Source organism: Citrobacter farmeri (genome assembly GCF_019048065.1).
Taxonomy (GTDB): Bacteria; Pseudomonadota; Gammaproteobacteria; order Enterobacterales; family Enterobacteriaceae; genus Citrobacter_A; species Citrobacter_A farmeri.
The window spans coordinates 3398333-3420830 of sequence record NZ_CP077291.1; the positions used below are offsets into that span (position 1 = coordinate 3398333).

20 protein-coding genes are annotated in these 22498 nt (G+C 55.0%); 14 read left to right on the top strand and 6 right to left on the bottom strand.

Features of this window, described 5'->3' with window-relative positions; genetic code table 11:
- Positions 1 to 82 precede the first annotated feature (82 nt).
- The gene (gene mnmH, locus I6L53_RS15995; protein WP_042324376.1) at positions 83 to 1153 is read left to right on the top strand and encodes a tRNA 2-selenouridine(34) synthase MnmH; all 1071 of its coding nucleotides are present in this window, start codon (positions 83 to 85) and stop codon (positions 1151 to 1153) included.
- 101 nt (positions 1154 to 1254) lie between these two features.
- Here mnmH and I6L53_RS16000 read toward each other — a convergent pair whose 3' ends face one another.
- From I6L53_RS16000 to ybbA, 3 genes are all read right to left on the bottom strand, one after another.
- Positions 1255 to 2388 (bottom strand): porin, encoded by a 1134-nt coding sequence (locus tag I6L53_RS16000; RefSeq protein ID WP_042324378.1) that lies wholly within the window; start codon positions 2386 to 2388, stop codon positions 1255 to 1257.
- 177 nt (positions 2389 to 2565) lie between these two features.
- Positions 2566 to 4980 (bottom strand): putative ABC transporter permease subunit YbbP, encoded by a 2415-nt coding sequence (ybbP, locus tag I6L53_RS16005; protein WP_042324380.1) that lies wholly within the window; start codon positions 4978 to 4980, stop codon positions 2566 to 2568.
- Positions 4977 to 5663 (bottom strand): putative ABC transporter ATP-binding protein YbbA, encoded by a 687-nt coding sequence (gene ybbA, locus I6L53_RS16010; RefSeq protein WP_042324383.1) that lies wholly within the window; start codon positions 5661 to 5663, stop codon positions 4977 to 4979. The genes ybbP and ybbA overlap by 4 nt, the downstream gene beginning before the upstream one ends.
- Here ybbA and tesA point away from each other — a divergent pair.
- Genes tesA through I6L53_RS16025 form a run of 3 tightly spaced genes read left to right on the top strand, consistent with a single transcriptional unit; the run spans position 5631 to position 7970 of the window.
- Positions 5631 to 6257 (top strand): multifunctional acyl-CoA thioesterase I/protease I/lysophospholipase L1, encoded by a 627-nt coding sequence (gene tesA / locus I6L53_RS16015; protein ID WP_125339513.1) that lies wholly within the window; start codon positions 5631 to 5633, stop codon positions 6255 to 6257. The two genes, ybbA and tesA, sit on opposite strands and share 33 nt — an antisense overlap.
- 28 nt (positions 6258 to 6285) lie before the next feature.
- A complete protein-coding gene (locus tag I6L53_RS16020; protein WP_042324385.1) occupies positions 6286 to 7056 on the top strand; it encodes an SDR family oxidoreductase in 771 nt (256 codons plus the stop codon).
- Between the two features lie 59 nt (positions 7057 to 7115).
- Positions 7116 to 7970: a co-chaperone YbbN gene (locus I6L53_RS16025; RefSeq protein ID WP_042324387.1), complete on the top strand. Its 855-nt coding sequence runs from the start codon at positions 7116 to 7118 to the stop codon at positions 7968 to 7970.
- Between the two features lie 87 nt (positions 7971 to 8057).
- Here I6L53_RS16025 and fetB read toward each other — a convergent pair whose 3' ends face one another.
- The gene (fetB, locus tag I6L53_RS16030) at positions 8058 to 8837 is read right to left on the bottom strand and encodes an iron efflux ABC transporter permease subunit FetB (RefSeq protein WP_042324389.1); all 780 of its coding nucleotides are present in this window, start codon (positions 8835 to 8837) and stop codon (positions 8058 to 8060) included.
- On the bottom strand, positions 8830 to 9501 hold the full coding sequence (gene fetA / locus I6L53_RS16035; RefSeq protein WP_042324391.1) for an iron efflux ABC transporter ATP-binding subunit FetA: 672 nt from the start codon (positions 9499 to 9501) through the stop codon (positions 8830 to 8832). Before fetA ends, fetB begins: the two co-directional genes overlap by 8 nt.
- A gap of 145 nt (positions 9502 to 9646) precedes the next feature.
- Here fetA and I6L53_RS16040 point away from each other — a divergent pair, with 145 nt between their 5' ends.
- From I6L53_RS16040 to I6L53_RS16055, 4 genes are read left to right on the top strand one after another with little or no spacing between them, the layout of a single operon-like run.
- Positions 9647 to 10561 carry an SPFH domain-containing protein gene (locus I6L53_RS16040; RefSeq protein ID WP_042324393.1) on the top strand — a complete coding sequence of 305 codons (915 nt, stop codon included), beginning with the start codon at positions 9647 to 9649 and terminating at the stop codon, positions 10559 to 10561.
- Entirely contained in the window at positions 10561 to 11019 is a 459-nt protein-coding gene (locus I6L53_RS16045) for an NfeD family protein (RefSeq protein ID WP_042324394.1), read from the top strand. Before I6L53_RS16040 ends, I6L53_RS16045 begins: the two co-directional genes overlap by 1 nt.
- Positions 11020 to 11041: 22 nt before the next feature.
- Positions 11042 to 13186 carry a PA5441 family protein gene (locus I6L53_RS16050; protein WP_042324849.1) on the top strand — a complete coding sequence of 715 codons (2145 nt, stop codon included), beginning with the start codon at positions 11042 to 11044 and terminating at the stop codon, positions 13184 to 13186.
- A complete protein-coding gene (locus tag I6L53_RS16055; RefSeq protein ID WP_042324396.1) occupies positions 13156 to 13872 on the top strand; it encodes a DUF3142 domain-containing protein in 717 nt (238 codons plus the stop codon). Before I6L53_RS16050 ends, I6L53_RS16055 begins: the two co-directional genes overlap by 31 nt.
- On the opposite strand, the gene cueR is transcribed toward I6L53_RS16055, so the two are convergent.
- Positions 13869 to 14279, bottom strand: coding sequence for a Cu(I)-responsive transcriptional regulator (cueR, locus tag I6L53_RS16060; protein WP_042324398.1), 411 nt, complete (start codon positions 14277 to 14279; stop codon positions 13869 to 13871). The genes I6L53_RS16055 and cueR overlap by 4 nt on opposite strands.
- A gap of 376 nt (positions 14280 to 14655) precedes the next feature.
- Here cueR and I6L53_RS16065 point away from each other — a divergent pair, with 376 nt between their 5' ends.
- From I6L53_RS16065 to I6L53_RS16090, 6 genes are all read left to right on the top strand, one after another.
- On the top strand, positions 14656 to 16050 hold the full coding sequence (locus tag I6L53_RS16065; protein ID WP_042324400.1) for an MFS transporter: 1395 nt from the start codon (positions 14656 to 14658) through the stop codon (positions 16048 to 16050).
- A gap of 104 nt (positions 16051 to 16154) precedes the next feature.
- Complete coding sequence (locus I6L53_RS16070) at positions 16155 to 17186, top strand: LacI family DNA-binding transcriptional regulator (RefSeq protein ID WP_042324402.1); 1032 nt, start codon at positions 16155 to 16157, stop codon at positions 17184 to 17186.
- A 10-nt stretch (positions 17187 to 17196) separates the two neighbouring features.
- Positions 17197 to 18180, top strand: coding sequence for a nucleoside hydrolase (locus I6L53_RS16075; protein ID WP_042324851.1), 984 nt, complete (start codon positions 17197 to 17199; stop codon positions 18178 to 18180).
- A 62-nt stretch (positions 18181 to 18242) separates the two neighbouring features.
- Entirely contained in the window at positions 18243 to 18956 is a 714-nt protein-coding gene (locus I6L53_RS16080; RefSeq protein WP_042324404.1) for an MgtC/SapB family protein, read from the top strand.
- 95 nt (positions 18957 to 19051) lie between these two features.
- Positions 19052 to 21553: a copper-exporting P-type ATPase CopA gene (gene copA, locus I6L53_RS16085; protein ID WP_042324405.1), complete on the top strand. Its 2502-nt coding sequence runs from the start codon at positions 19052 to 19054 to the stop codon at positions 21551 to 21553.
- A 141-nt stretch (positions 21554 to 21694) separates the two neighbouring features.
- A complete protein-coding gene (locus tag I6L53_RS16090) occupies positions 21695 to 22489 on the top strand; it encodes a TraB/GumN family protein (RefSeq protein WP_042324407.1) in 795 nt (264 codons plus the stop codon).
- Positions 22490 to 22498 lie beyond the last annotated feature (9 nt).

The window sequence follows — 22498 nt, forward strand, 5'->3', positions numbered from 1 at the left end:
GAAGTTTAACTTATGCTTCCCCGCCCTCTCCTTCAGCGCGTAAAATCCCGCCCATTGCTGTTTGTTTTTTTCAGGATTTAACATGAACGATGGAACGGACTATCGCGCGATCCTTACCGCCGGTACGCCCTTAATCGATGTCCGCGCACCGGTTGAATTTCAGCAGGGCGCAATGCCGGGCGCGATAAATTTGCCCTTAATGAATGATGACGAGCGCGCCGCCGTAGGCACCTGCTATAAACGCCAGGGGCCGGAAGCCGCGCTTGAACTCGGTCATCAACTGGTCTGCGGCGAAATTCGCCAGCAGCGTCTGGATGCCTGGCGAGAAGCCTGCCAGCAACACCCGCAGGGCTACCTCTGCTGCGCCAGGGGCGGCCAGCGTTCCCACATTGTTCAGCAATGGCTACGCGAGTCTGGCGTGGATTACCCGTTGATCGAAGGTGGCTACAAGGCGCTACGTCAGGCCGCGATTGCCGCCACAGAAGAACAGGTGCAAAAACCGATCGTGCTGATTGGAGGTTGCACCGGCAATGGCAAAACACAGCTGGTGCAACAGCAGGAAAACGGGGTGGATCTCGAGGGATTAGCCCATCATCGCGGCTCCTCTTTTGGCCGCACTCTGGAACCGCAGCTCAGTCAGGCAAGTTTCGAAAATCTACTGGCGGTGACGCTTCTCAAGAAGCAGGCTACACGCTGGATACTGGAAGATGAAGGCCGGATGATTGGCTCTAACCATCTGCCAGAGTGTCTGCGCGAGCGCATGGCGCAGGCTACTATCGCCGTAATTGACGATCCGTTCGAGCGACGTCTTGAGCGCCTGCGTGAAGAGTATTTTGTGCGAATGCATCATGATTTCACCTATGCGTATGGCAAAGAGCAGGGATGGCGGGAATACAGCGACTATCTGCATCACGGACTTTCCGCGATCAAGCGTCGTCTGGGTCTGCAGCGCTTTAACGACTTGACCGCAAAGCTGGACGTGGCGCTGGATGAGCAGCGTCGAACCGGCAGCACCGAAGCGCATTTCAGTTGGTTAGTGCCGCTGCTGGAAGAGTATTACGATCCGATGTATCGCTATCAACTGGACAAGAAAGCCGAAAAGATTGTCTTTCGCGGAACATTCGAAGAGGTGGCTCAGTGGCTGAGCCACTAAAAATTGCCGGATGGCGACGCGCACGCGTCTTATCCGGCCTACAAATCACTACCGTCCTCCAGGCCCGGTAAGCGTCAGCGTCACCGGGCACAGCATCAGACTCAGAAGTCGTAACGCAGACGCACCAGGTTCATATCACCCAGATTGTCGGTGCTGGAGGTAAAGACGTGTTCGTAATCAACACGGAAACCGTAATCCAGCTGGAAGCTGATCCCCACGCCGTTGTCGGTACGCAGGTAGTTGCGACCATTCACGTATTCAATGCGGTCACCCATGAAGTACGGCTGAATGGATTTCAGAGCATACTGGTTGATTGGGAATTTATAGCCCGCAAAGTATTCCAGACCCCACGCATCACCGGCAAAGTAATCGTTAACCGACACTTTTTTGGTGGTCATAAAGTTCTGGTACCAGCCGCCGCCCAGTGAGAAGGTCCAGTTGTCCGGCGTCCAGCTCAGTGCAGTACCTACGATGTTCTGATCGTATGTTTTGTTACCGTTACCGCGCATTTCCGCACGGGTATAGTTCCACGCCGTACCCCAGCTCAGATCGTCAGTAATGTGATAATCCGCCCCCAGTGAACCGCCACCTTTACGTTTGTAGTTCAGACCGTTGTTCGGGTTGTAGTCATCGCTGAACAGGTAAGAAGCGTAGAGATCGACATCGCCGACCGTTTTCTTATATTTCAGCATTTTGCGGGAACGGTAAGAGCCGTCGTAGTCGCCGTTAATCCCGTTACCCGGTGCCTGACCAATCATGTCGTAGTCCCAGATATCGGTTTTTGCACCGACCACATCGTAGTAGATGCTGTTCTGTTGACCGAAGGTCAGCGTACCCCAGGTATCACTCTTCAGACCGGTGTACAGCATACGGCGAGTGGTGTCGTGCGCGCCGTCTGCATAGTGGTTGTCCCAGTTGAACTGGGCCGGAATGTTGACGCCCAGCTCGTAGAAGCTGATCCAACTGATGTCATCAAACAGATAGTAATCTGCTGCGAAGCGGAAACGGGTGCCGCCGTCGAAGCCATTACGCTTGTAGCCATTTGCGCCGTCATCGCCCGTCATATTCTGGAACTGAGGACGAATACTCCCGCCAACGGTAAAGTTGAGACGGCTCAGCGGATTGCCCGCCTGCGGATCTTGTTTCAGAACGGTGATTTCCGCCTGAGAGGCGAAAGACGTCAATGCCACTGCTGCGCCGATCGATGCCGCCAGCGCTGTTGTTTTTATAGTCATTATTTTTCCTTGATAGATTTCCTGCTAACTATTCAGCAATTGAATATTAACTGGTATTAACACTGACGTGTTGGCGGTTTTTTAATGATTTGTGCCGTTAAACAGCGAAGGGTTATCAATTTATGCTACTAAAAAAGTACGCGCCAGCATAAAAACCGGCGCGTCATTATCACGTAGTTAAACAGTAAACTGGCGAAACAATGCTTTCCCTTTCAACAGGCGGACACCGAGCCAGCCCCCGCAAAGGGAAAGTAAAAGCGCGCCGCAGAGCGGCAGGACAATCCACAAGCGCCAGTCGGGTTCCCACGGGAAGTCAAACACCCGGGTTTGCAACACCGCCAGCGCGGTTTCCGCACCGATGGAGGCTACCAGTCCGGAGACCAATCCCAGCATGGCGAATTCACACCACAGCGTGGTACGCAGGAGATTCTTACCTGCGCCTAACGTACGCCAGACTACCAGTTCCTGATGGCGCTGACGCATGCCGACCTGCACCTGCGCCAGTAACAGCAGCATGCCGCAGGCGGTCACCAGCACCACCATTACCTCCAGCGCCCGACTGACCTGTTCCAGCACTTGCCCCACCTGCTTAAGGATCGCGCCGATGTCTAACAGGCTGATGGTCGGGAACTCTCGGTTAAGCTGCGTCAGCATGCCGTTGCCGTTTTCCCACCGGAAGCTGGTCAGCCAGCTCTGCGGCTGCCCATCCAGCGCGCCGGACGGGAAGATAAAGAAAAAGTTGGGCCGCAGGCTTTCCCAGTCCACCCGGCGCAAACTGGTTACCTTCGCGCTGAACTCCTGGGTGTCGCCCATAAAGGTTACGCTGTCGCCCAGAGAGATGTTCAACCGTTTTGCCAGCCCCTCTTCCATCGACACCTCGCCTTTTTCTGGCGGCCAGTTGCCGGCGGTGATCGGGTTGTGATTCGGACGAGTATCCTGCCAGGTCAGGTTCAGCTCGCGATTCAGGGACTCATCCTGCCCGCCTTCGGTCGGCGTGTCGTTTATCGCCGTCAACCGCGCCCGCACGATTGGATAGAACGCTTCCGGGATCACCTGATGCTCTGAGAGAAATGCCTTCACTTGCGGCACCTGTTCAGTGGCAATGTTGATCAGAAAATAGTTGGGACTTTCCGGCGGAAGCTGCTGCTGCCACCGATCCAGCAGATCGCCGCGTAATACCAGCAGCAGCGCCAACAGCATAAACGACAGCGAAAACGCCGACAGTTGGCTCAGCGTCGACCACGGCTGACGCAGAAGGCGACTGACCGCAAGGCGTAGCGGCAGCGCCGACAGCGTCATCCCACGCAGAACGTTCAGCAGCATCCATCCCAGCACGCCGCACAGCAGCGCCAGTACCACCGCGCCCGCCAGCACCGCCCACAGCAGCGGACTTCCGCCCATTAACCCGGCCAGTAGTAGCACGACCACTGCAGTCACGATCGGCAAATAGAATTTCAGCGGCCAGACGTTAGCCACTACGTCACGACGCAATACGCGCAGCGGCTGGGTGGCTAATAACAAGCGATAGGGACGCAAACCAACCAGCAGCGAAATCACCGTCATCGTGCCCAATGCCCAGATCCACGGCCAGAAACTGGCAGGCGGCAGCGCGGCAGGCAGCACCGGTTTGAGCAGGACCATTAACAGCTTTTCGAATAGCAGACCGATTGCCCCACCCGTCACAGCGGAAAGGGCCAATACCATCAACCACTGCCCGACGATCAGTTTACGCAGTTGCGCCCTGCCCGCACCGAGCGTTTTCAGAATCGCCACCAGATCGTAACGGCTGCGACAATAGTGATTCATCGCCACCGCTACCGCAGCAACGGCCAGCAACAGCGTTAACAGTGCCGAAAGGAGGAGAAACTGTTGCGAACGCTCAAGGGATTTACCCAGCGCGCCTTCGTCCTGTTCAAGTCCGTACCAGCGATGTTCCGGCTTCAGCTGTGGTAGCAGCCACTTTTCATAGCCATCAAGCTGTTGTGGCGTACCGCCAAATTTATAGCGCCACGTGACGCGACTGCCAGGCTGTACGGCACCAGTTTTCGCAACATCTGCCGTATTCATTAGCAGACGCGGGGCCATCTGGAAGGGGTTAAAACCGGAGTCCGGCTCCTGTACCACTTCGCCAGCAATGCGCAGCGTGGCATCGCCGACATCAATGGTGTCGCCGGTTTTCAGATTCAGCAACGCCATCAACCGTGGTGCCAACAGCACCGTTCCCGGCAGCGGTTTGAGCCCCGGAGGGTTGGTTTCCAGCTCGCCGTACATCGGGTAGATGTCATCGACCGCTTTGACATTCGCCAGCTGCGGCGTGTCGCCGGCAAAGGTCATGGTGGCAAACGTCAGTTGCTCTCCAACCTTCAGACCACGCTGACGTGCTTCGTCAATCCACGCCGGCGGCACCTCGCGCGAACTGCGCAGTGCCCGATCTCCCGCCATAAACTCACGGCTTTGCTGACTTAACCCTTTTTCCATACGATCGCTGATATTGCCCAGCGCCAGCACGCAGGCCACCGCCAGACTCAGCGCCAGCCAGACAATCAACAGTGACGGTGAACGCCATTCGCGCCAGAACCAACGTGCGATCATGCCTCCTCCTGCAACTGTCCGTTCACCAGGCGCAATCGTCGGTTGCAGCGCGCCGCAAGTTGCGGATCGTGAGTCACCAGGATAAGCGTGGTGCCATGCTCGCGGTTAAGCGAAAAGAGCAGATCGGCAATTTTCTCGCCAGTCTGCCGGTCGAGGTTGCCCGTCGGCTCATCGGCAAACAGCACGTCCGGGCGACCATTGAAAGCACGCGCCAGCGCCACGCGCTGCTGCTCACCTCCGGAAAGCTGTGCCGGAAGATGGTCCAGCCGTTTGCCCAGCCCCAGTTGCTCAAGCAGTGCCTTCGCCCCCGCTTTACTTTGTCCGCTGTTTTCGCCGCGCAGCAGTGCAGGAAGTTCAACGTTCTCCAGCGCGTTCAGTGTGGGAATCAGCATAAATGACTGAAAGACAAAACCGACATGCTGCGCGCGCAGCTGGGCCCGGGCCTCTTCATCCATCTGATGCAACGGTTTACCCACCAGATTGACTTCGCCGTCGGTACCGTCATCCAGTCCAGCGAGGATCGCCAGCAGCGTGGACTTCCCTGAACCCGACTCGCCGATCAGCGCAATGGTCTCGGCGCGTTTGACAACCAGTTCAACTCCGGTAAGGATGGAAAGCTCGTGCTCCCCCTGACCGACGGACTTCTTAAGATGATGAACTTCAACAATGTTTTCCGCTGGCATTTGCCTTTCCTGTTCCTGATCCTGTTTACCTGTCGGGCCGCTGCGGCTGACACGTTGTTAATTCTCGGCGATAGCCTGAGCGCCGGATACCGAATGTCCGCCAGCGCCGCCTGGCCTGCGTTGCTCAACGATAAATGGCAGAGCAAGACCACGGTGGTGAACGCCAGCATCAGCGGCGACACCTCCCAACAAGCGCTGGCGCGTCTGCCTGCGTTGCTCAAACAACATCAGCCACGCTGGGTTCTGGTTGAGCTGGGTGGCAACGATGGACTGCGCGGCTTTGCGCCGCAACAGACCGAGCAGACACTACGTACCATCGTGCAGGACGTTAAGGCGGCGAACGCCGAACCGCTGCTGATGCAAATTCGTCTGCCTGCGAACTATGGTCGCCGGTATAATGAAACCTTTAGTGCTCTCTATCCAAAGCTCGCCAAAGAGTTTGATATTCCTCTGTTACCCTTTTTTATGGAAGAGGTCTATCTAAAACCGCAATGGATGCAGGATGATGGTATTCATCCTAACCGCGATGCTCAGCCGTTTATCGCCGACTGGATGGCGAAGCAGTTGAGTCCTTTAGTAAAACACGAGTCTTAATTCAACGGAGATCCTGACAGGTAAAGTTATGCAAAAATCGGTCTTAATAACGGGATGTTCCAGCGGTATCGGCCTGGAAAGCGCGCTTGAGCTGAAGCGCCAGGGCTTTCAGATTCTCGCCGGCTGCCGCAAACCCGACGATGTCACGCGCATGAATAGCATGGGATTCACCGGCGTATTAATAGATCTCGACTCTCCCGAGAGCGTGGATCGCGCCGCTGACGAGGTGATCGCCCTGACCGATAACTGCTTATATGGGATCTTTAACAATGCCGGATACGGCGTCTACGGTCCACTGACCACCATCAGCCGCACACAGATGGAGCAGCAATTTTCTGCTAATTTCTTTGGCGCGCACCAACTTACAATGCGCCTGTTACCGGCCATGCTGCCACACGGCGAAGGACGGATCGTGATGACCTCCTCGGTGATGGGGCTGATCTCCACGCCCGGGCGGGGTGCCTACGCGGCCAGTAAATACGCGCTGGAAGCCTGGTCAGATGCGTTGCGCATGGAGCTGCGTCACAGCGGAATTAAAGTCAGCCTGATTGAACCCGGCCCCATCCGTACGCGTTTTACCGAAAACGTTAACCAGACCCAGAGCGACAAACCGGTGGAAAACCCCGGTATTGCCGCACGTTTTACGCTCGATCCTGAAGCCGTGGTTGCCAAAGTGCGCCATGCTTTTGTCAGCGATAAACCCAAACTCCGTTATCCGGTCACGCTGGTGACATGGGCCGTTATGCTGCTCAAACGCCTGCTGCCGGGACGCCTGATGGACAAAATTTTGCACGGATGAGTTGAAGCGTGCGCGTCAGCCCCCATGTAAAAAAGAAATCGACACAAGAGAGTGACTCCATGTCCACACAGAATATTGTCAACATTAACGAATCAAACCTGCAGCAGACCTTAGAACTGTCGATGACCACGCCGGTCCTGTTCTACTTCTGGTCTGAACGCAGCCAGCACTGCCTGCAGTTGACGCCAGTGCTGGAAAGCCTTGCAGCACAGTACAACGGTCAGTTCATTCTGGCGAAACTCGACTGCGATGCAGAGCAGATGATTGCCTCTCAGTTTGGTCTGCGCGCCATTCCGACCGTCTATCTGTTCCAGAACGGTCAGCCGGTTGACGGCTTCCAGGGACCGCAGCCGGAAGAGGCGATTCGCGCCCTGCTCGACAAAGTGTTGCCGCGTGAAGAAGAGCTGAAAGCGCAACAGGCCATGCAACTGATGCAGGAAGGCAACTACATTGAAGCGCTGCCGCTGCTGAAAGATGCCTGGCAACTGTCTAATCAGAATGGTGAAATTGGCCTGCTGCTGGCGGAAACGCAAATCGCCCTCAACCGCTCCGAAGAGGCGGAAGCCGTGCTGAAAACCATTCCGCTCCAGGATCAGGACACCCGCTATCAGGGGCTGGTTGCGCAGATTGAACTATTGAAACAGGCGGCAGATACGCCTGAGATCCAGCTATTGCAACAGCAGGTGGCGGAAAACCCGCAGGATGCCGGACTGGCAGCGCAGCTCGCGCTGCAACTGCACCAGGTCGGACGCAATGAAGAAGCGCTGGAACTGTTGTTCAGTCATCTGAAGAAAGATCTCGCCGCCGCGGACGGTCAGGCGCGTAAAACGTTCCAGGAAATTCTTGCCGCGCTGGGTACCGGTGATGCGCTGGCGTCGAAATACCGTCGTCAGCTGTATGCATTGTTGTATTAATCGCTTTTGCCCGATGGCGCTACGCTTATCGGGCCCACGGTAGGCCGGATAAGGCGCAAGCCGCCATCCGGCTGAATCCCCGCTCCGTCACGATTTCCTCAAATGCGTCAACACCAGCTGGTGGCGCGAGTTGTAAAACTTCCGATAGGTTAGATAGCAGGCAATAATGGTCGACAGACTCGCCGTTGAGAGCAGCATAAACGTCACCATGATCTGATATTTGATGGCTTTGACCGGATCGATACCGGCAAAGATCAGCCCTGACATCATCCCCGGCAAACTCACCAGTCCGACCGTTTTCGCGGAGTCGATCGTGGGGATCAGCGAGGCGCGAATGCTGTCGCGGATCAATCCGGCAGACGCCATTTTCGGCGTGGCGCCGAGGCTGAGTTTCTCCTGAATCTGCTGCTGCTCACTGCTGAAACGCTGACCGAGATTGTTGTAGCACAACCCAACGGCCACCATCGCATTCCCGGCGATCATCCCGGAAATGGGGATCACCTGCATCGGGATAAATTCGATCGAACCCGACAGTACCAGCACCGCCAGCGTTAACCCCGCCCCCGTCGTGATGGCAATAAACGAGGAAAGAAACGCTTTATCAATATACTTACTGCGTTTCTGCGCGTTATACGCGGCGTTAAAACAGATAAACAGCACCATCACTAACGTCAGGACGGCATGATTAACCGCGAAAATATATTTCAGTACGTAGCCGACAATAATAAGCTGGACGACAGCGCGCGCGACACTCCAGAGAATATCTTTCTCCAGCGCCAGTTTCTCTTTGTGGCTTATCAGCATCGCCACGACCACCAGCATCATCGCTAATGCCAGTGACTCGTTGGTAATATTATGTTCATTCATTTCGGGCTTCCTGCATTTCTCCGGCATGCGGCATCAGGGTGATGATTTCATCCGCATGATTAATTTCGTCTTTATCGTGAGTCACCCACAGTACGCCTGTCTGCTTATCGCGAGCATAGTGATGAATAATCTCATTCACATTGCGTTTATTGCTTTCATCCAGCGCGCTGGTGATTTCGTCAAGCAGTAAAACCTGCGGTAGAAACTGTAAATTACGGATCAGGGAAATGCGCTGTTTCTCTCCGCCGGAAAGTTCATTGATATTTTTCGCCAGAATCGTTTCTGGCAGTTGAAAGCGAGCCAGGTCAGCAAGAAACGCCCCGGGGTCAGGACGCTGTTGCCGGATCTGCCAGGGGAAGATCAGATTATCGTAGACGGTATCGCCAAACAGCGCAGGCGTCTGGGCGCAATACGAGACGTGCTGGCGGTAGTTTTCCGGGTTGAGCGTGGTGATGTCCTCCCCGGAAAAAAGGATCTTACCGCTCGTTGGGCTTTGCAACGACGCAATAATCTTCAGTAAGGTACTTTTTCCGCAACCGGAAGGTCCGGTTATTAATTTAAATTCACCAGGGCGTAAATCAAAACTGATGTTATTCAGAATTTTCGTTGTCCCGACCTGGTAACCCACATTGTTTACCTGCAGCAAAATGCTATTTTCACGCATTGTCTATCCTGTTTTCGCGTTTTATCGCAAAATAGTGTATCCCTCTAATTAACGGGAGGGGAACTCTCTTTAATGAATCAGGTATAATTTCAAGAGTAACGTCGTCAATCACGACATCATGGACAGTTCAACAGGAGGTTTTTCAATGCTTATCGTTATTCCTATTCTCATTTTTGTCGCGCTGGTGATCGTCGGAGCCGGCGTGAAAATTGTTCCCCAGGGGTACCAGTGGACGGTAGAGCGATTTGGCCGCTATACCAAAACGCTGCAACCAGGCTTAAGTATCGTCGTGCCGTTCATGGACCGGGTTGGCCGCAAAATCAATATGATGGAACAGGTGCTGGATATTCCCTCTCAGGAAGTGATCTCAAAAGATAACGCCAACGTTTCGATTGATGCGGTCTGCTTTATTCAGGTCATTGATGCGCCGAAAGCTGCATATGAAGTCAGTAACCTGGAGCTGGCAATCATCAATCTGACCATGACCAACATCCGTACCGTACTGGGCTCCATGGAGCTTGATGAAATGCTCTCCCAGCGCGACAACATCAATACGCGCCTGCTGCATATTGTCGATGAGGCCACCAACCCCTGGGGAATCAAAATTACCCGCATTGAAATTCGCGACGTTCGCCCCCCGGCTGAACTGATTGGCGCAATGAACGCGCAGATGAAAGCGGAGCGTACCAAACGTGCCTATATTCTTGAGGCCGAGGGGGTCCGCCAGGCGGAAATCGTTAAAGCCGAGGGTGAAAAACAGTCGAAAATTTTGATCGCCGAGGGTGACCGTCAGTCAGCATTTTTGCAAGCAGAAGCCCGCGAACGTTCCGCCGAAGCGGAAGCGCGCGCCACCAAAATGGTGTCTGAAGCGATCGCCTCCGGCGATATTCAGGCGGTGAACTACTTTGTGGCGCAGAAGTATACCGAAGCGCTACAGCAAATCGGCTCGTCCAGTAACAGTAAAGTGGTGATGATGCCACTGGATGCCAGCAGCCTGATGGGCTCCATTGCCGGGATCGCTGAACTGATCAAGGACAGCGCCAGCGAACGGAATAAATAATGATCGAGATGATTGCGGAATATCCCCATATTTTCTGGCTCAGTCTCGGCGGTCTGCTTCTGGCCGCTGAAATGCTGGGTGGCAACGGCTATCTGTTGTGGAGCGGCGTCGCGGCAGTCATTACCGGTATTCTGGTCTGGCTGTTACCCGTCGGTTGGGAATGGCAAGGCGTTATCTTTGCCGTCTTAACGCTGCTTTCCGCCTGGCTTTGGTGGAAGTGGATGGCGAAACGCGTTCGCGAACAAAAACCAGCGGACAGTCAACTCAACCAACGCGGCCAGCAACTGGTCGGCCGCCGGTTTGTGCTGGAATCCGATCTGGTTAATGGCCGAGGTCACATGCGGGTTGGCGACAGCTCGTGGCCGGTCAGCGCCATTGAAGATCTTCCCGCCGGCACCCACGTAGAAGTGATCGCCGTTGAGGGCATCACTCTCTTTATCAGCCCCCTTCCCCGATGAAACCGATAACAGGAATCGCATGATGGTCAGGAAGACACCTTTGGCATTAAGCTTTTGCGCATTACTGGCGAGCGCACCGCAGGCATTCGCCTCGTTTGATATGGCAGACTGTACATGGAGCGACGCTCGCTGCCTGCTAAAAGGCGACCCTATTCTGACGCCCGATAATGACTCCCGCGACAACCTGTTGCGCCTGCTGAGTGAGGCAAAGTCATTTGCGGTGCCTGTTCAGTTGATGCCAGCGGATATCACCCGCTCGCGCGATTTCTATTTTGCTTATCACCCCCAGTGGGATGACGTTGATATCCGGACAGACTCACCGGCGCAAACGCAGAGCGCACCGGATCCGATTGTCCAACAAATGGCGACGCTGCAGGTGGAGCCTGTCGAATTCAACCACGATGGTGAGCAGGAAAATCGTTTCGTCTCCAATAATGCCGACAGCGTCAGCCAGTTTTTTGCCGCGCTGTTGAACGATGCTGCGCTGACGGCGGAACAAAAGCAGGCGCTGGCACAGGCGCGCCTGGGACTCTATTCCGGGGCCAGCGCAGAGCAAATTGCGGGGGCCCTTACCGCGCTTCCGACGGATTCACCAGCCCTGCTGTATAAAACTTATCTGACCGGGGCGGCCCATTTTTACGCCGGCGAATACGACAGCGCGGTACAGACCTTCACAACGCTGCTAACCAGCGATCGCCCGTGGCTGGTGGAAACCGCACAATATATGCTGATGCGCACGGCGCTGAACAAAAGCAGTCAGAACAGCGTCGGCGACTATGGCGATTTTGATATCGCGCGAATAAACCGTGAAGATGCTTTACGCGCGCAAAAAGAAGCACAGATCTATCTCCAGCGCTGGCCAGAAGGCCGCTATGCGGATTCCACACGTGGCATGCTGCGCCGCATCCATTGGTATTTGCAGGACTGGACAACGCTTGCGGGCTTGTATGAGCAGGCATTCCAGCAGGCCACCGATGCGCAGGCGCTGCGGGATCGGGTTATTGAGTACGATAACGTCTATGGCATGCAGTTTTACGATCAATCCGTACAGGATGCGTTCACCGATGCCCCCCTTGTGAGCTATACCGAAATGCTGCGCGCCCTTCGCCTGAACAGCGATCGGAAGCCAACCCTGACGCAGGCCAAACTTGACGCCAGCAAACCGGTTTTTGACCAGAGCGGAAAACTGCCGCTGTGGCGCAATTTACAACTCAATTTGTGGCTGGTGACAGATAACTATGCCGCTATTCTTCAGGCGGTCACCCCAGCGCAAAAACTGCCGCCTCACGATATCCTCGCGTTCAGCGAACAGGTGCTCTACGGCGACGCGCTGATGGGACAAAAGCAGTGGTCAGCGGCGCGCGATTTCTGGTCGACGTTGCTGAAGCTCAGCCAGGATAACGAACAGCAGCAGTATGCGCAGGCAAAACTGGCGGCCACGCTGGTCTACAGCGGCAATGTGGCGGCGATCTTTGCTCCTGACAGCGCGGTCACCAGTTTGCGCTACCGCTCCCGGGTACTGAAAACCGTGGCAACACCTGAACAGTTGCGCCAGCAGGTCAGCCAGGGGCCGAATAACGAAGAGCGCACTATTGCGCTGCATACGCTGCTGGTGCGCGATCTTACTGAAAACCGCTTTAGCGACTGGCTAAAAGACCGAAAACTCGCCAGCGCCATCACGCAACCGGTTATCGGTGAGGCATTCGACGACGTCAATCTGAGTACGTTTGACTGGAACGGCGACGCCGCCGAAGTCGGTTATGTGTGCCGCAGCCTCAATGACACCGTCGGCACGCTGAGCAAAACGCCCGACGATGCCCATGCGCTGAACTGTCTGGGCGAGTTTTTCCGTACCTCGCAAACGCATGTCGACTTGTGGAAAGACAGCGCAGGCAACGGCGAGCTAGAAACCGCTATCCAGCAAAAAGATCCTGTCGGACAGTTTAACCGCCAGCATTATTATCAGCAGGTCATCGCCTCGCCGAAGGCCGAGCACGAAGACAGAAGCTATGCGCTGTATCGGGCCATCATGTGCTACGCCCCGTCCGGATCGAATGAGTGTGGCGGAGAAGAGGTGGACAAACAGCAGCGTAAAGGCTGGTTCACACAGTTGAAAACCCAGTATCCGGGCAGTCCGTGGGCGCAAAAACTCAAATACTACTGGTAATTGCGCTCCTGGCGGGACAGGCGCAGGCAGTTGAGACGGTTACCGCCCGCGAACACCCGGCCTTCTGGCTCTGGTCAGGCGTGAAAGCCAGCGATGAACTGAGAGCGGCCCGGACGGTCTATCTGCATCAGGGTGAAGTGTTGGTACGGGCAAAGGGCGTGGAGTTTCAGCGTCTGGGGCTTCCCGTAAGCCGCCTGACGTTTCCGTCTATATGGCTTACCGTGCGCTTCACCACGCTCGACGTACCGGATGCTATTCCGGCACGTATTGTGCGACTGATGCAGCGCTGGCAGGCGGCGGGAAATCAGGTTGTGGGACTGCAGGTCGATTTTGATGCTGCGACACATCAACTGGCTGACTATACTCACTTTCTGCGGGCATTGCGCCAACAGTTGCCCCCCAACTTTGCCCTTGGAGTGACAGGGCTGCTGGACTGGGCGAAAACGGGGGACATCGCAACGCTGAATACGCTGCCGGTTGATGAACTGGTGGTTCAGAGCTATCAGGGACGACGTACGGTGGTGAATTATCAGGACTACCTGCCCGCCCTCACCCGACTGCGTATTCCGTTTAAGCTTGGGCTGGTACAGCACGGAAAACGGGACAGCCAGGCGGAAGCGCAGTTACGCACATCCCCCTGGTATCGTGGCACGGTCGTCTTTATGCTCAACCCCGACGCGCGTTAAGCCTGCGCCTTGTGGTGGCAGCAGCCAGAAAGGTTTTCAATAATCGGACATTCCGCGCTGTCATCACCCGGGCACGACGCCGCCAGCGCCAGCAGTTGGGTGCGCATCGACTGTAATTCGCTGATATGGCGCTCAATTTCCGCCACTTTCTCCAGCGTCCGCTTTTTGACGTCCGCACTGTGACGCCCCGGATCGTTGAACAGATTCACCAGCTCACCACACTCTTCAAGGTTGAATCCCACCTGACGCGCCTGGCGCAGCAGCGTTAGCTCATTCAGATGCTGTTGCCCGTACGTGCGATAGCCGTTTTCACCACGCAGTGGCGGTGTAACCAGCCCTTTTTCTTCATAAAAGCGGATCGCTTTACTGGTTAAGCCGGTTTTTTTTGCTACATCGCTGATATTCACAAGTCCTCCGCACCTTACGCTGTGGCATCGTGCCATTATAACGTACTTGTTGCTGACACCACACACCCATCCCGTTGATGCCACTAACCTCTAAACATTTCATTGCTCCCGGGCTATACCGCTGTCACTTTCCCCTTTTGCCCGCAGCGCCGATCGGTCGTGCCTGATAAACAGTGAAGAACATCGAAACGGGCGCACCTTTTTCTGTAACAATTGCCTGTTATAAGTGATCGCTTTCTCAATTCTCACTCTTTCATCTTTCAATTCTACGCGGGTAGATTTATTAATCTGCGGTAAAAATATAATATCTACGCGAGTAGAACGTGAAGAGTATAAACCTGCGGCTCATGTCGACAGATAACTTCAAGGAGTTCTTATGAACACGCATTCATCCTCTGTTTCCCTGACGGATAACCAACAGGCAGCTCAGGAGCGGCTGGAAACCCCCGAGGGACGCCGCGAGTTTTGGCGAGCAACATTTTCCTGCTGGTTAGGCACCACGATGGAGTATGCCGATTTTGCCCTGTACGGCCTTGCCGCAGGCATTATCTTTGGCGATGTCTTTTTTCCGGAAGCGACACCCGTCATGGCGTTACTTTCCAGCTTTGCCGCCTATTCGGTTGGGTTTATTGCTCGCCCTATCGGTGCATTACTGTTCGGCTGGATAGGCGATAAACATGGTCGGAAGATTGTCATGGTTATCACTATTGGATTGATGGGCATGTCGACCATGCTAATAGGATTAATCCCCAGCTACGCCCAGATAGGCGTCTGGGCACCGGTATGTCTGGTTATCCTTCGATTTTCTCAGGGGCTGGGGGCTGGCGCGGAGCTTTCAGGCGGTACTGTGATGCTCGGGGAATATGCTCCCGTTAAACGCCGTGGGCTGGTTTCTTCGATTATCGCTCTGGGCTCGAACAGCGGGACATTACTGGCTTCTCTGGTTTGGCTCATCGTCCTGCAAATGGACAAAGATGCCCTACTGAGCTGGGGATGGCGTATACCTTTTCTTTGCAGCATTCTTATCGCCGCGACAGCATTATTAATTCGTCGCCATATGCGCGAAACGCCGGTCTTTGAACGTCAAAAAGCGCTCCTGCAGGCCGAGCGAGAAAAGGCGCTTCGCGAGGGAAAAGCACAGCAACAGCATGATACACGTAGCTTCTGGAAACGGACTCGTGCGTTCTGGACCATGGTCGGATTACGCATTGGCGAGAATGGCCCCTCCTACCTGGCTCAGGGATTTATCATTGGCTATGTCGCCAAGGTGCTGATGGTAGATAAATCGGTGCCGACCGTGGCGGTGTTTATCGCATCGGTTCTGGGATTCGCCATTATTCCTCTGGCGGGTTGGCTGTCCGATCGATTCGGCAGACGTATCATCTATCGTTGGTTCTGCTTGTTACTGATTCTGTATGCCTTTCCGGCATTCATGCTGCTGGATTCTCGTGAGCCGTGGATTGTTATCCCGACGATCATTACCGGCATGGGGCTCGCTTCCCTGGGGATTTTCGGTGTTCAGGCTGCATGGGGCGTTGAGCTTTTCGGTGTCACTAATCGTTATACCAAAATGGCATTTGCAAAAGAGCTCGGTTCCATTATGTCTGGCGGGACAGCGCCACTTATCGCCTCTGCGCTACTCTCGTTTTACGGACACTGGTGGCCAATCGCTATCTATTTCGCCTTTATGGCCGCAATTGGACTGGTGACCACGTTCTTTGCACCAGAGACTCGCGGGCGGGATCTCAACTTACCCGAGGATGCAATTTGAGGCCAGAGAACGTGAGATGCGCGTTCTTTACCAAAGATTTTTGGGTCATAACGCCTTATGCTGTCTGGAAAAAATCACTCTGAACGCAATCAGGTAGGTGCTTCGTGACTCAATCACATTCACAACGCGTAACACGTTCTGACGTGGCAAAAGAAGCGGGAACGTCCGTCGCTGTCGTTAGTTACGTTATTAATAATGGTCCGCGCCCCGTTGCCGAAGCGACACGACAGCGTGTACTACAGGCCATTAAGAAAACCGGTTATCGACCCAATGGCATCGCGCGCGCGCTGGCTTCAGGGAGTACGCAAACTTATGGGCTGGTCGCGCCGGACATCTCGAATCCGTTTATCGCCTCTATGGCTCATGCCCTGCAACACGAAGCCTTTGCTGATGGCAAAGTTCTTCTGCTGGGCGACGCAGGCGACAGTAGCTGCCGTGAACGTGAACTCATTAATAATATGCTGCACCGCCAGGTTGACGGGCTGCTCTACACCAGTGTTGATCGCCATCCTTATATCAATTTGATTCAGGAAAGTGGTACCCCCTGCGTCATGCTCGATCGTGTGGATCCTGGACTTAACGTCAGCGTTATCCAGGTTGATGAACAACTGGCGGCGATGCAGGTAACACAACATCTTATTGATCACGGATACCGCGATATCGGCATCATCTGCGGCCCGCGTGAAATGCTGAATACTCAGGATCGTATCCGGGGCTGGCAGCAGGCGCTGGAAGCCTCATCGTTAGTGGTTAATCCCTCATGGATTTTTTCGACCAACTATACCCGCGCCGGCGGTTACGAGGCGACAAAACGCATGCTTCAGCACCAACTGCCGCGCGCGCTGTTCGCGACGAATGAACAGCAGGCTCTCGGTTGTTTACGCGCCCTGGCAGAACACGGGTTACGCGTTCCTGAAGATGTTGCTCTGGTCTGCTTTAACGCAACACAAGAGTCGGCTTACAACGTCCCTTCTTTAACCGCCGTCCGGCAACCTGTCGATAAGATGGCCCGTGCGGCAATTGACATGCTGAAAAATTGGGATGGGGAAGTTCGCCGCGTTGAATTTGAGTTTTATTTACGAACAGGAGAGTCGTGTGGCTGCCAGGGACATGAAGTACACCCCGAAACAAAGTAATAATGAACCGATGCGCATCATTATTGATTGCGATCCGGGGAACGGCATTCCCGGCGCTAATATCGATGACGGTCTGGCGCTGGCGCTGGCCATTGCCGCGCCGCAAATCACTCTGGAGATGATCACTACGGTTGCCGGAAATACGCCGGTAGACGTGGGATATGCCGTCGCTAAAGATCTCATTACACAACTGGATATTCCTGTTGCGGTCTACCGTGGCGCCTCGCGTGCGCTCCGGGAAGATCCGCAACCCTGGCGTGAAAAACTGGATCATGGTGTCGATCAGTTTGGCCTACGGCAACTCTGGTCGAATGTTCCTGCTCCGGCAATGTGTCAAAACGCGAAATCCCATGCGCCTGAAGCAATAGGTGAACTCATCTGTCGCAATCCTGGCGAAATCACGTTGGTTGCTACCGGTCCCCTTACCAATGTGGCCATCGCCCTGCAGCTTTACCCGCAGATTGTTCACGCGGTCAAAAAAATCGTCGTGATGGGTGGCGTGTTCAATGTTCCAGGCTACCTGAAAGATACAAATTTTGGTCTGGACCCTGAGGCGGCTCATGCGGTGCTCACCAGCGGTGCGCCAGTCACGCTGGTTCCGATGGATGTGACAACGCAAACCCAAATGCTTCACGCCGATTTGGATCGTCTGGCAAAAACAGAAAACGGGCTTAGCCGTTTTCTGGTGCAAACCCTTCGCCCGTGGATCACCTACTCAATGCAAACCCGCAATCTGCCCGGGTGTTGGATCCACGATGTGTTAACCGTTGCCTGGTTACTGGATCCCTCTCTTACAACAACGGCTGAAGACTATCTGGATGTCTCTCTGGAAGGCATTACGCGCGGTATGACTTGTCGCTATGGACGTGACACATTACGCCTCAATGTCGGGATCCCTGAACCCAAAGGTGCGCAGGTAACCATTCTGCAAAGCATCGATAACCAGCGGCTTATTTCACTGATAGAGCACTATATTCTGACCTACGGCGCGTAGCGTCACGGGTCAGAAAAGGAGACCTTCGTACACAGTTCGAGGTGAGTTTTTCCGGAGGAAATATGAATACGCTATCCTTCCTCTTATTCGGTGAAGGAGAATCGCTCTTAATTACACTGGGCAAAATTTGCGTCGCGTTTATCCTGGGCGGCATCATTGGTCTTGAAAGAGAATCAAAAGGGAAGCCTGTTGGATTTAAAACGTGCGTCATTATTTCAGTCGCCAGTTGTGTTCTGACAATCGTCTCTATTCAGTCAGCAGAGTATTACGCTGAAATCTCGATGAATATACGTAGCGACCCGATGCGCCTGGCCGCCCAAATTATCAGCGGTGTAGGCTTTCTCGGTGCCGGTGTTATCCTCCACCGCCATGATGATGCCATCTCCGGGCTAACAACCGCAGCCATCGTATGGGCTTCTGCGGGTGTGGGAATTACCAGTGGAGCCGGTTTTTATATGTATGCGCTGCTTGCCACAGGTTTGTTCCTGCTGGCCATAAAGCTCAGCTATTTTGTGATCTTTTTACAAACCAAAAACCAATTACCTGGCAAAGTAAAAATTCGCGTTATTCTTGACGAAAAAGCGGGACTAGAAACGCTGGTAGAAAGTATTAATCAGCAAAAGAACATTATTGAAGCCATTACTATTCGCGATGTTAAAAAGGGGAAAATAGAGGTCAACCTTAAAGTCGTGATTAGAAAAAAAATGACGTTGCCGGAACTCTACAGCAACCTTTCTACGCTCGAACACGTTTGTGCTATCGCACTGGAGCACTAAATGCCCAGGACAAAATAAAGCCCTTGACCTTCCCCTTGATGGAAGGTTTAACCTTTATCACAGTCAGTTAATCCCTGTAATAAAGGAGTGTAGTGATGTCTCAAACTATCGACCTGACCCTGGACGGCCTGTCCTGCGGTCACTGCGTCAAACGCGTCAAAGAGAGTCTTGAGCAACGCCCGGACGTGGAACAGGCTGAGGTCACGGTGACCGAAGCGCACGTCACCGGTACCGCCAGTGCCGAAGCGCTGATCGACACCATCAAACAAGCGGGCTATGGCGCAGAGTTAAGCCACCCAAAGGCTAAACCGCTGGCGGAGTCATCAATCCCGTCGGAAGCGCTGGCAGCGGTCCCTCCTGAGCTTCCGGTAGCGACGGCTGAAGATGACAGTCAACAACTGCTGTTAAGCGGCATGAGCTGCGCCAGCTGTGTTTCCCGGGTACAAAATGCGCTGCAAAGCGTTCCCGGGGTCACGCAGGCACGGGTAAACCTCGCGGAACGTACTGCGCTGGTGATGGGCAGTGCGTCCGCAGCCGATTTAGTCCAGGCGGTGGAAAAAGCAGGCTATGGCGCAGAGGCGATTGAAGACGATCTCAAACGCCGCGAACGCCAGCAGGAAACCGCCGTCGCGACGATGAAACGCTTTCGCTGGCAGGCAACTGTCGCCCTGTTGGTGGGGGTGCCGGTGATGGTCTGGGGGATGATGGGCGATAACATGATGGTGACCGCCGACAACCGCAGCCTGTGGCTGGTGATTGGCCTGGCGACGCTCGCCGTGATGGTCTTTGCGGGCGGCCATTTTTATCGCAGTGCGTGGAAGAGCCTGATGAACGGCACCGCCACGATGGACACCCTCGTCGCCCTCGGCACCGGCGTAGCCTGGTTGTACTCGATGAGCGTCAATCTGTGGCCGCAGTGGTTCCCGATGGAAGCGCGCCATCTCTATTATGAAGCCAGTGCGATGATCATTGGTCTGATCAACCTCGGACACATGCTGGAAGCGCGGGCGCGTCAGCGCTCGTCTAAGGCGCTGGAAAAATTACTCGATCTTACGCCCCCCACCGCACGGGTGATTACGCTAGAGGGTGAGAAGAGCGTGCCGCTGGCAGACGTTCAGCCGGGTATGCTGTTACGCCTGACCACGGGTGACCGCGTGCCGGTTGACGGTGACATCACCCAGGGCGAAGCATGGCTGGATGAAGCGATGCTCACCGGCGAACCTATCCCACAGCAAAAAGGGGAAGGTGATAGCGTGCATGCCGGTACCGTCGTGCAGGATGGCAGCGTGGTGTTCCGCGCCAGTGCGGTAGGCAGCCATACCACCCTGTCGCGCATTATCCGCATGGTGCGCCAGGCGCAGAGCAGTAAACCGGAAATTGGCCAGATGGCCGATAAGATTTCCGCCGTATTTGTTCCGGTCGTGGTGCTGATCGCACTGGTAAGCGCGGGTATCTGGTACTTCTTTGGCCCGGCCCCGCAGATTGTCTATACCCTGGTGATTGCCACCACGGTACTGATCATCGCTTGTCCGTGTGCGCTGGGCCTGGCAACGCCAATGTCGATTATCTCCGGCGTAGGTCGTGCAGCGGAATTTGGCGTACTGGTGCGTGATGCCGATGCGCTGCAACGCGCCAGTACTCTGGATACGGTGGTCTTCGACAAAACCGGAACGCTGACCGAAGGTAAACCGCAGGTGGTCGCGATTAAAACCGTGGGTGACACTGACGACGCGCAGGCACTGCGGTTGGCGGCAGCGCTTGAGCAGGGTTCCAGTCACCCGCTGGCGCGGGCGATTCTCGACAAAGCCGGTGATAGCGCCCTGCCGCAGGTCAACGGGTTCCGTACTCTGCGTGGATTAGGCGTCAGCGGCGAAGCGGAAGGCCATACGCTGCTGCTGGGCAACCAGGCCCTGCTGAACGAGCAGCAGGTTGACACTCGCGAACTGGACGCCGAGATTTCTGCCCAGGCTTCTCAGGGTGCCACGCCGGTACTGCTGGCGATTGATGGCAAAGCAGTGGCGCTGCTGGCCGTGCGCGATCCGCTGCGTAGCGACAGCGTGGCAGCCCTTCAGCGACTGCACCGTGCCGGATACCGTCTGGTGATGTTAACCGGCGATAACCCGACGACGGCAAATGCTATCGCTAAAGAGGCGGGGATTGATGAGGTGATTGCCGGCGTTCTCCCGGACGGTAAGGCCGATGCCATTAAACGTCTGCAAAGTCAGGGACGTCAGGTGGCGATGGTCGGTGACGGTATCAATGACGCGCCGGCGCTGGCACAGGCCGATGTCGGGATTGCAATGGGCGGCGGCAGCGACGTGGCAATTGAAACCGCCGCGATCACATTGATGCGTCACAGTCTGATGGGCGTGGCGGATGCGCTGTCCATCTCCCGCGCCACGCTGCGCAATATGAAGCAGAACCTGCTCGGGGCGTTCATCTACAACAGCATCGGGATCCCCGTGGCGGCCGGTATCTTATGGCCGTTCACAGGAACGCTGCTGAACCCGGTAGTTGCCGGGGCGGCGATGGCGCTGTCGTCCATTACCGTGGTGAGCAACGCTAACCGACTGCTGCGCTTTACACCAAAAGAGTAAGTGATTAAATCCCCAGTCACATAGCTAACTATGTGACTGGGGTTTCAGAACGCAGCCAACAAAGAGGCTGAGTGAATGATGAAGTGTATTTGCACCTTACCAGGTCACGCGCTAGCATGGTCGTCTACTTAGGGAGGTCGCATGGATCTGTTTTACCGGGTAAAAACATTTTTCGCTGGGCTATCCGGCAATCGCTATACCTGGCCCGCCATTGACGTTTCGTTGCCCGGCAATCGCCACTTCCACCTGATTGGCAGTATTCATATGGGCAGCCGCGACATGTCTCCTCTTCCTGCCAGACTGCTCAAAAAGCTTAACAACGCCGATGCGTTAATTGTTGAGGCCGATGTCTCCGGCAATGACAGTCCCTTCGCCGATTTACCCGAGTATGCCGCACTCGAAGAACGCATCAGCGGAGATCTGTTGCGCAATTTGCATAGCGCGACCGATGAACTGGGGATCTCCCCGGCCCTGTTTTCAACGCAACCGCTGTGGCAAATCGCGATGGTACTACAGGCCACTCAGGCGCAACAGTTGGGGCTACGCCCGGAGTATGGCATTGATTATCAACTGTTGCAGGCTGCGAAAAAGGTAGAAAAACCGGTGATTGAGCTGGAAGGTGCTGCCAGCCAGATTGCGCTATTATGTGAACTGCCGGATAACGGGCTGGCGCTGTTGAATGATACATTGACGCACTGGCACACCAACGCCCGGCTACTGCAACAGATGATGAGTTGGTGGCTGCAAGCGCCGCCGCAGGACAACCACCTGACGCTGCCGAACACCTTCAGTCAGTCGTTGTACGATGTACTGATGCATCAGCGCAATATTGCCTGGCGGGATCGCCTGTCGACATTGCCCGCGGGTCGCTATGTGGTGGCCGTTGGCGCGCTGCACCTTTACGGAGAAGGAAATTTACCGGAGCTAATGCGATAAAAAAGTGGC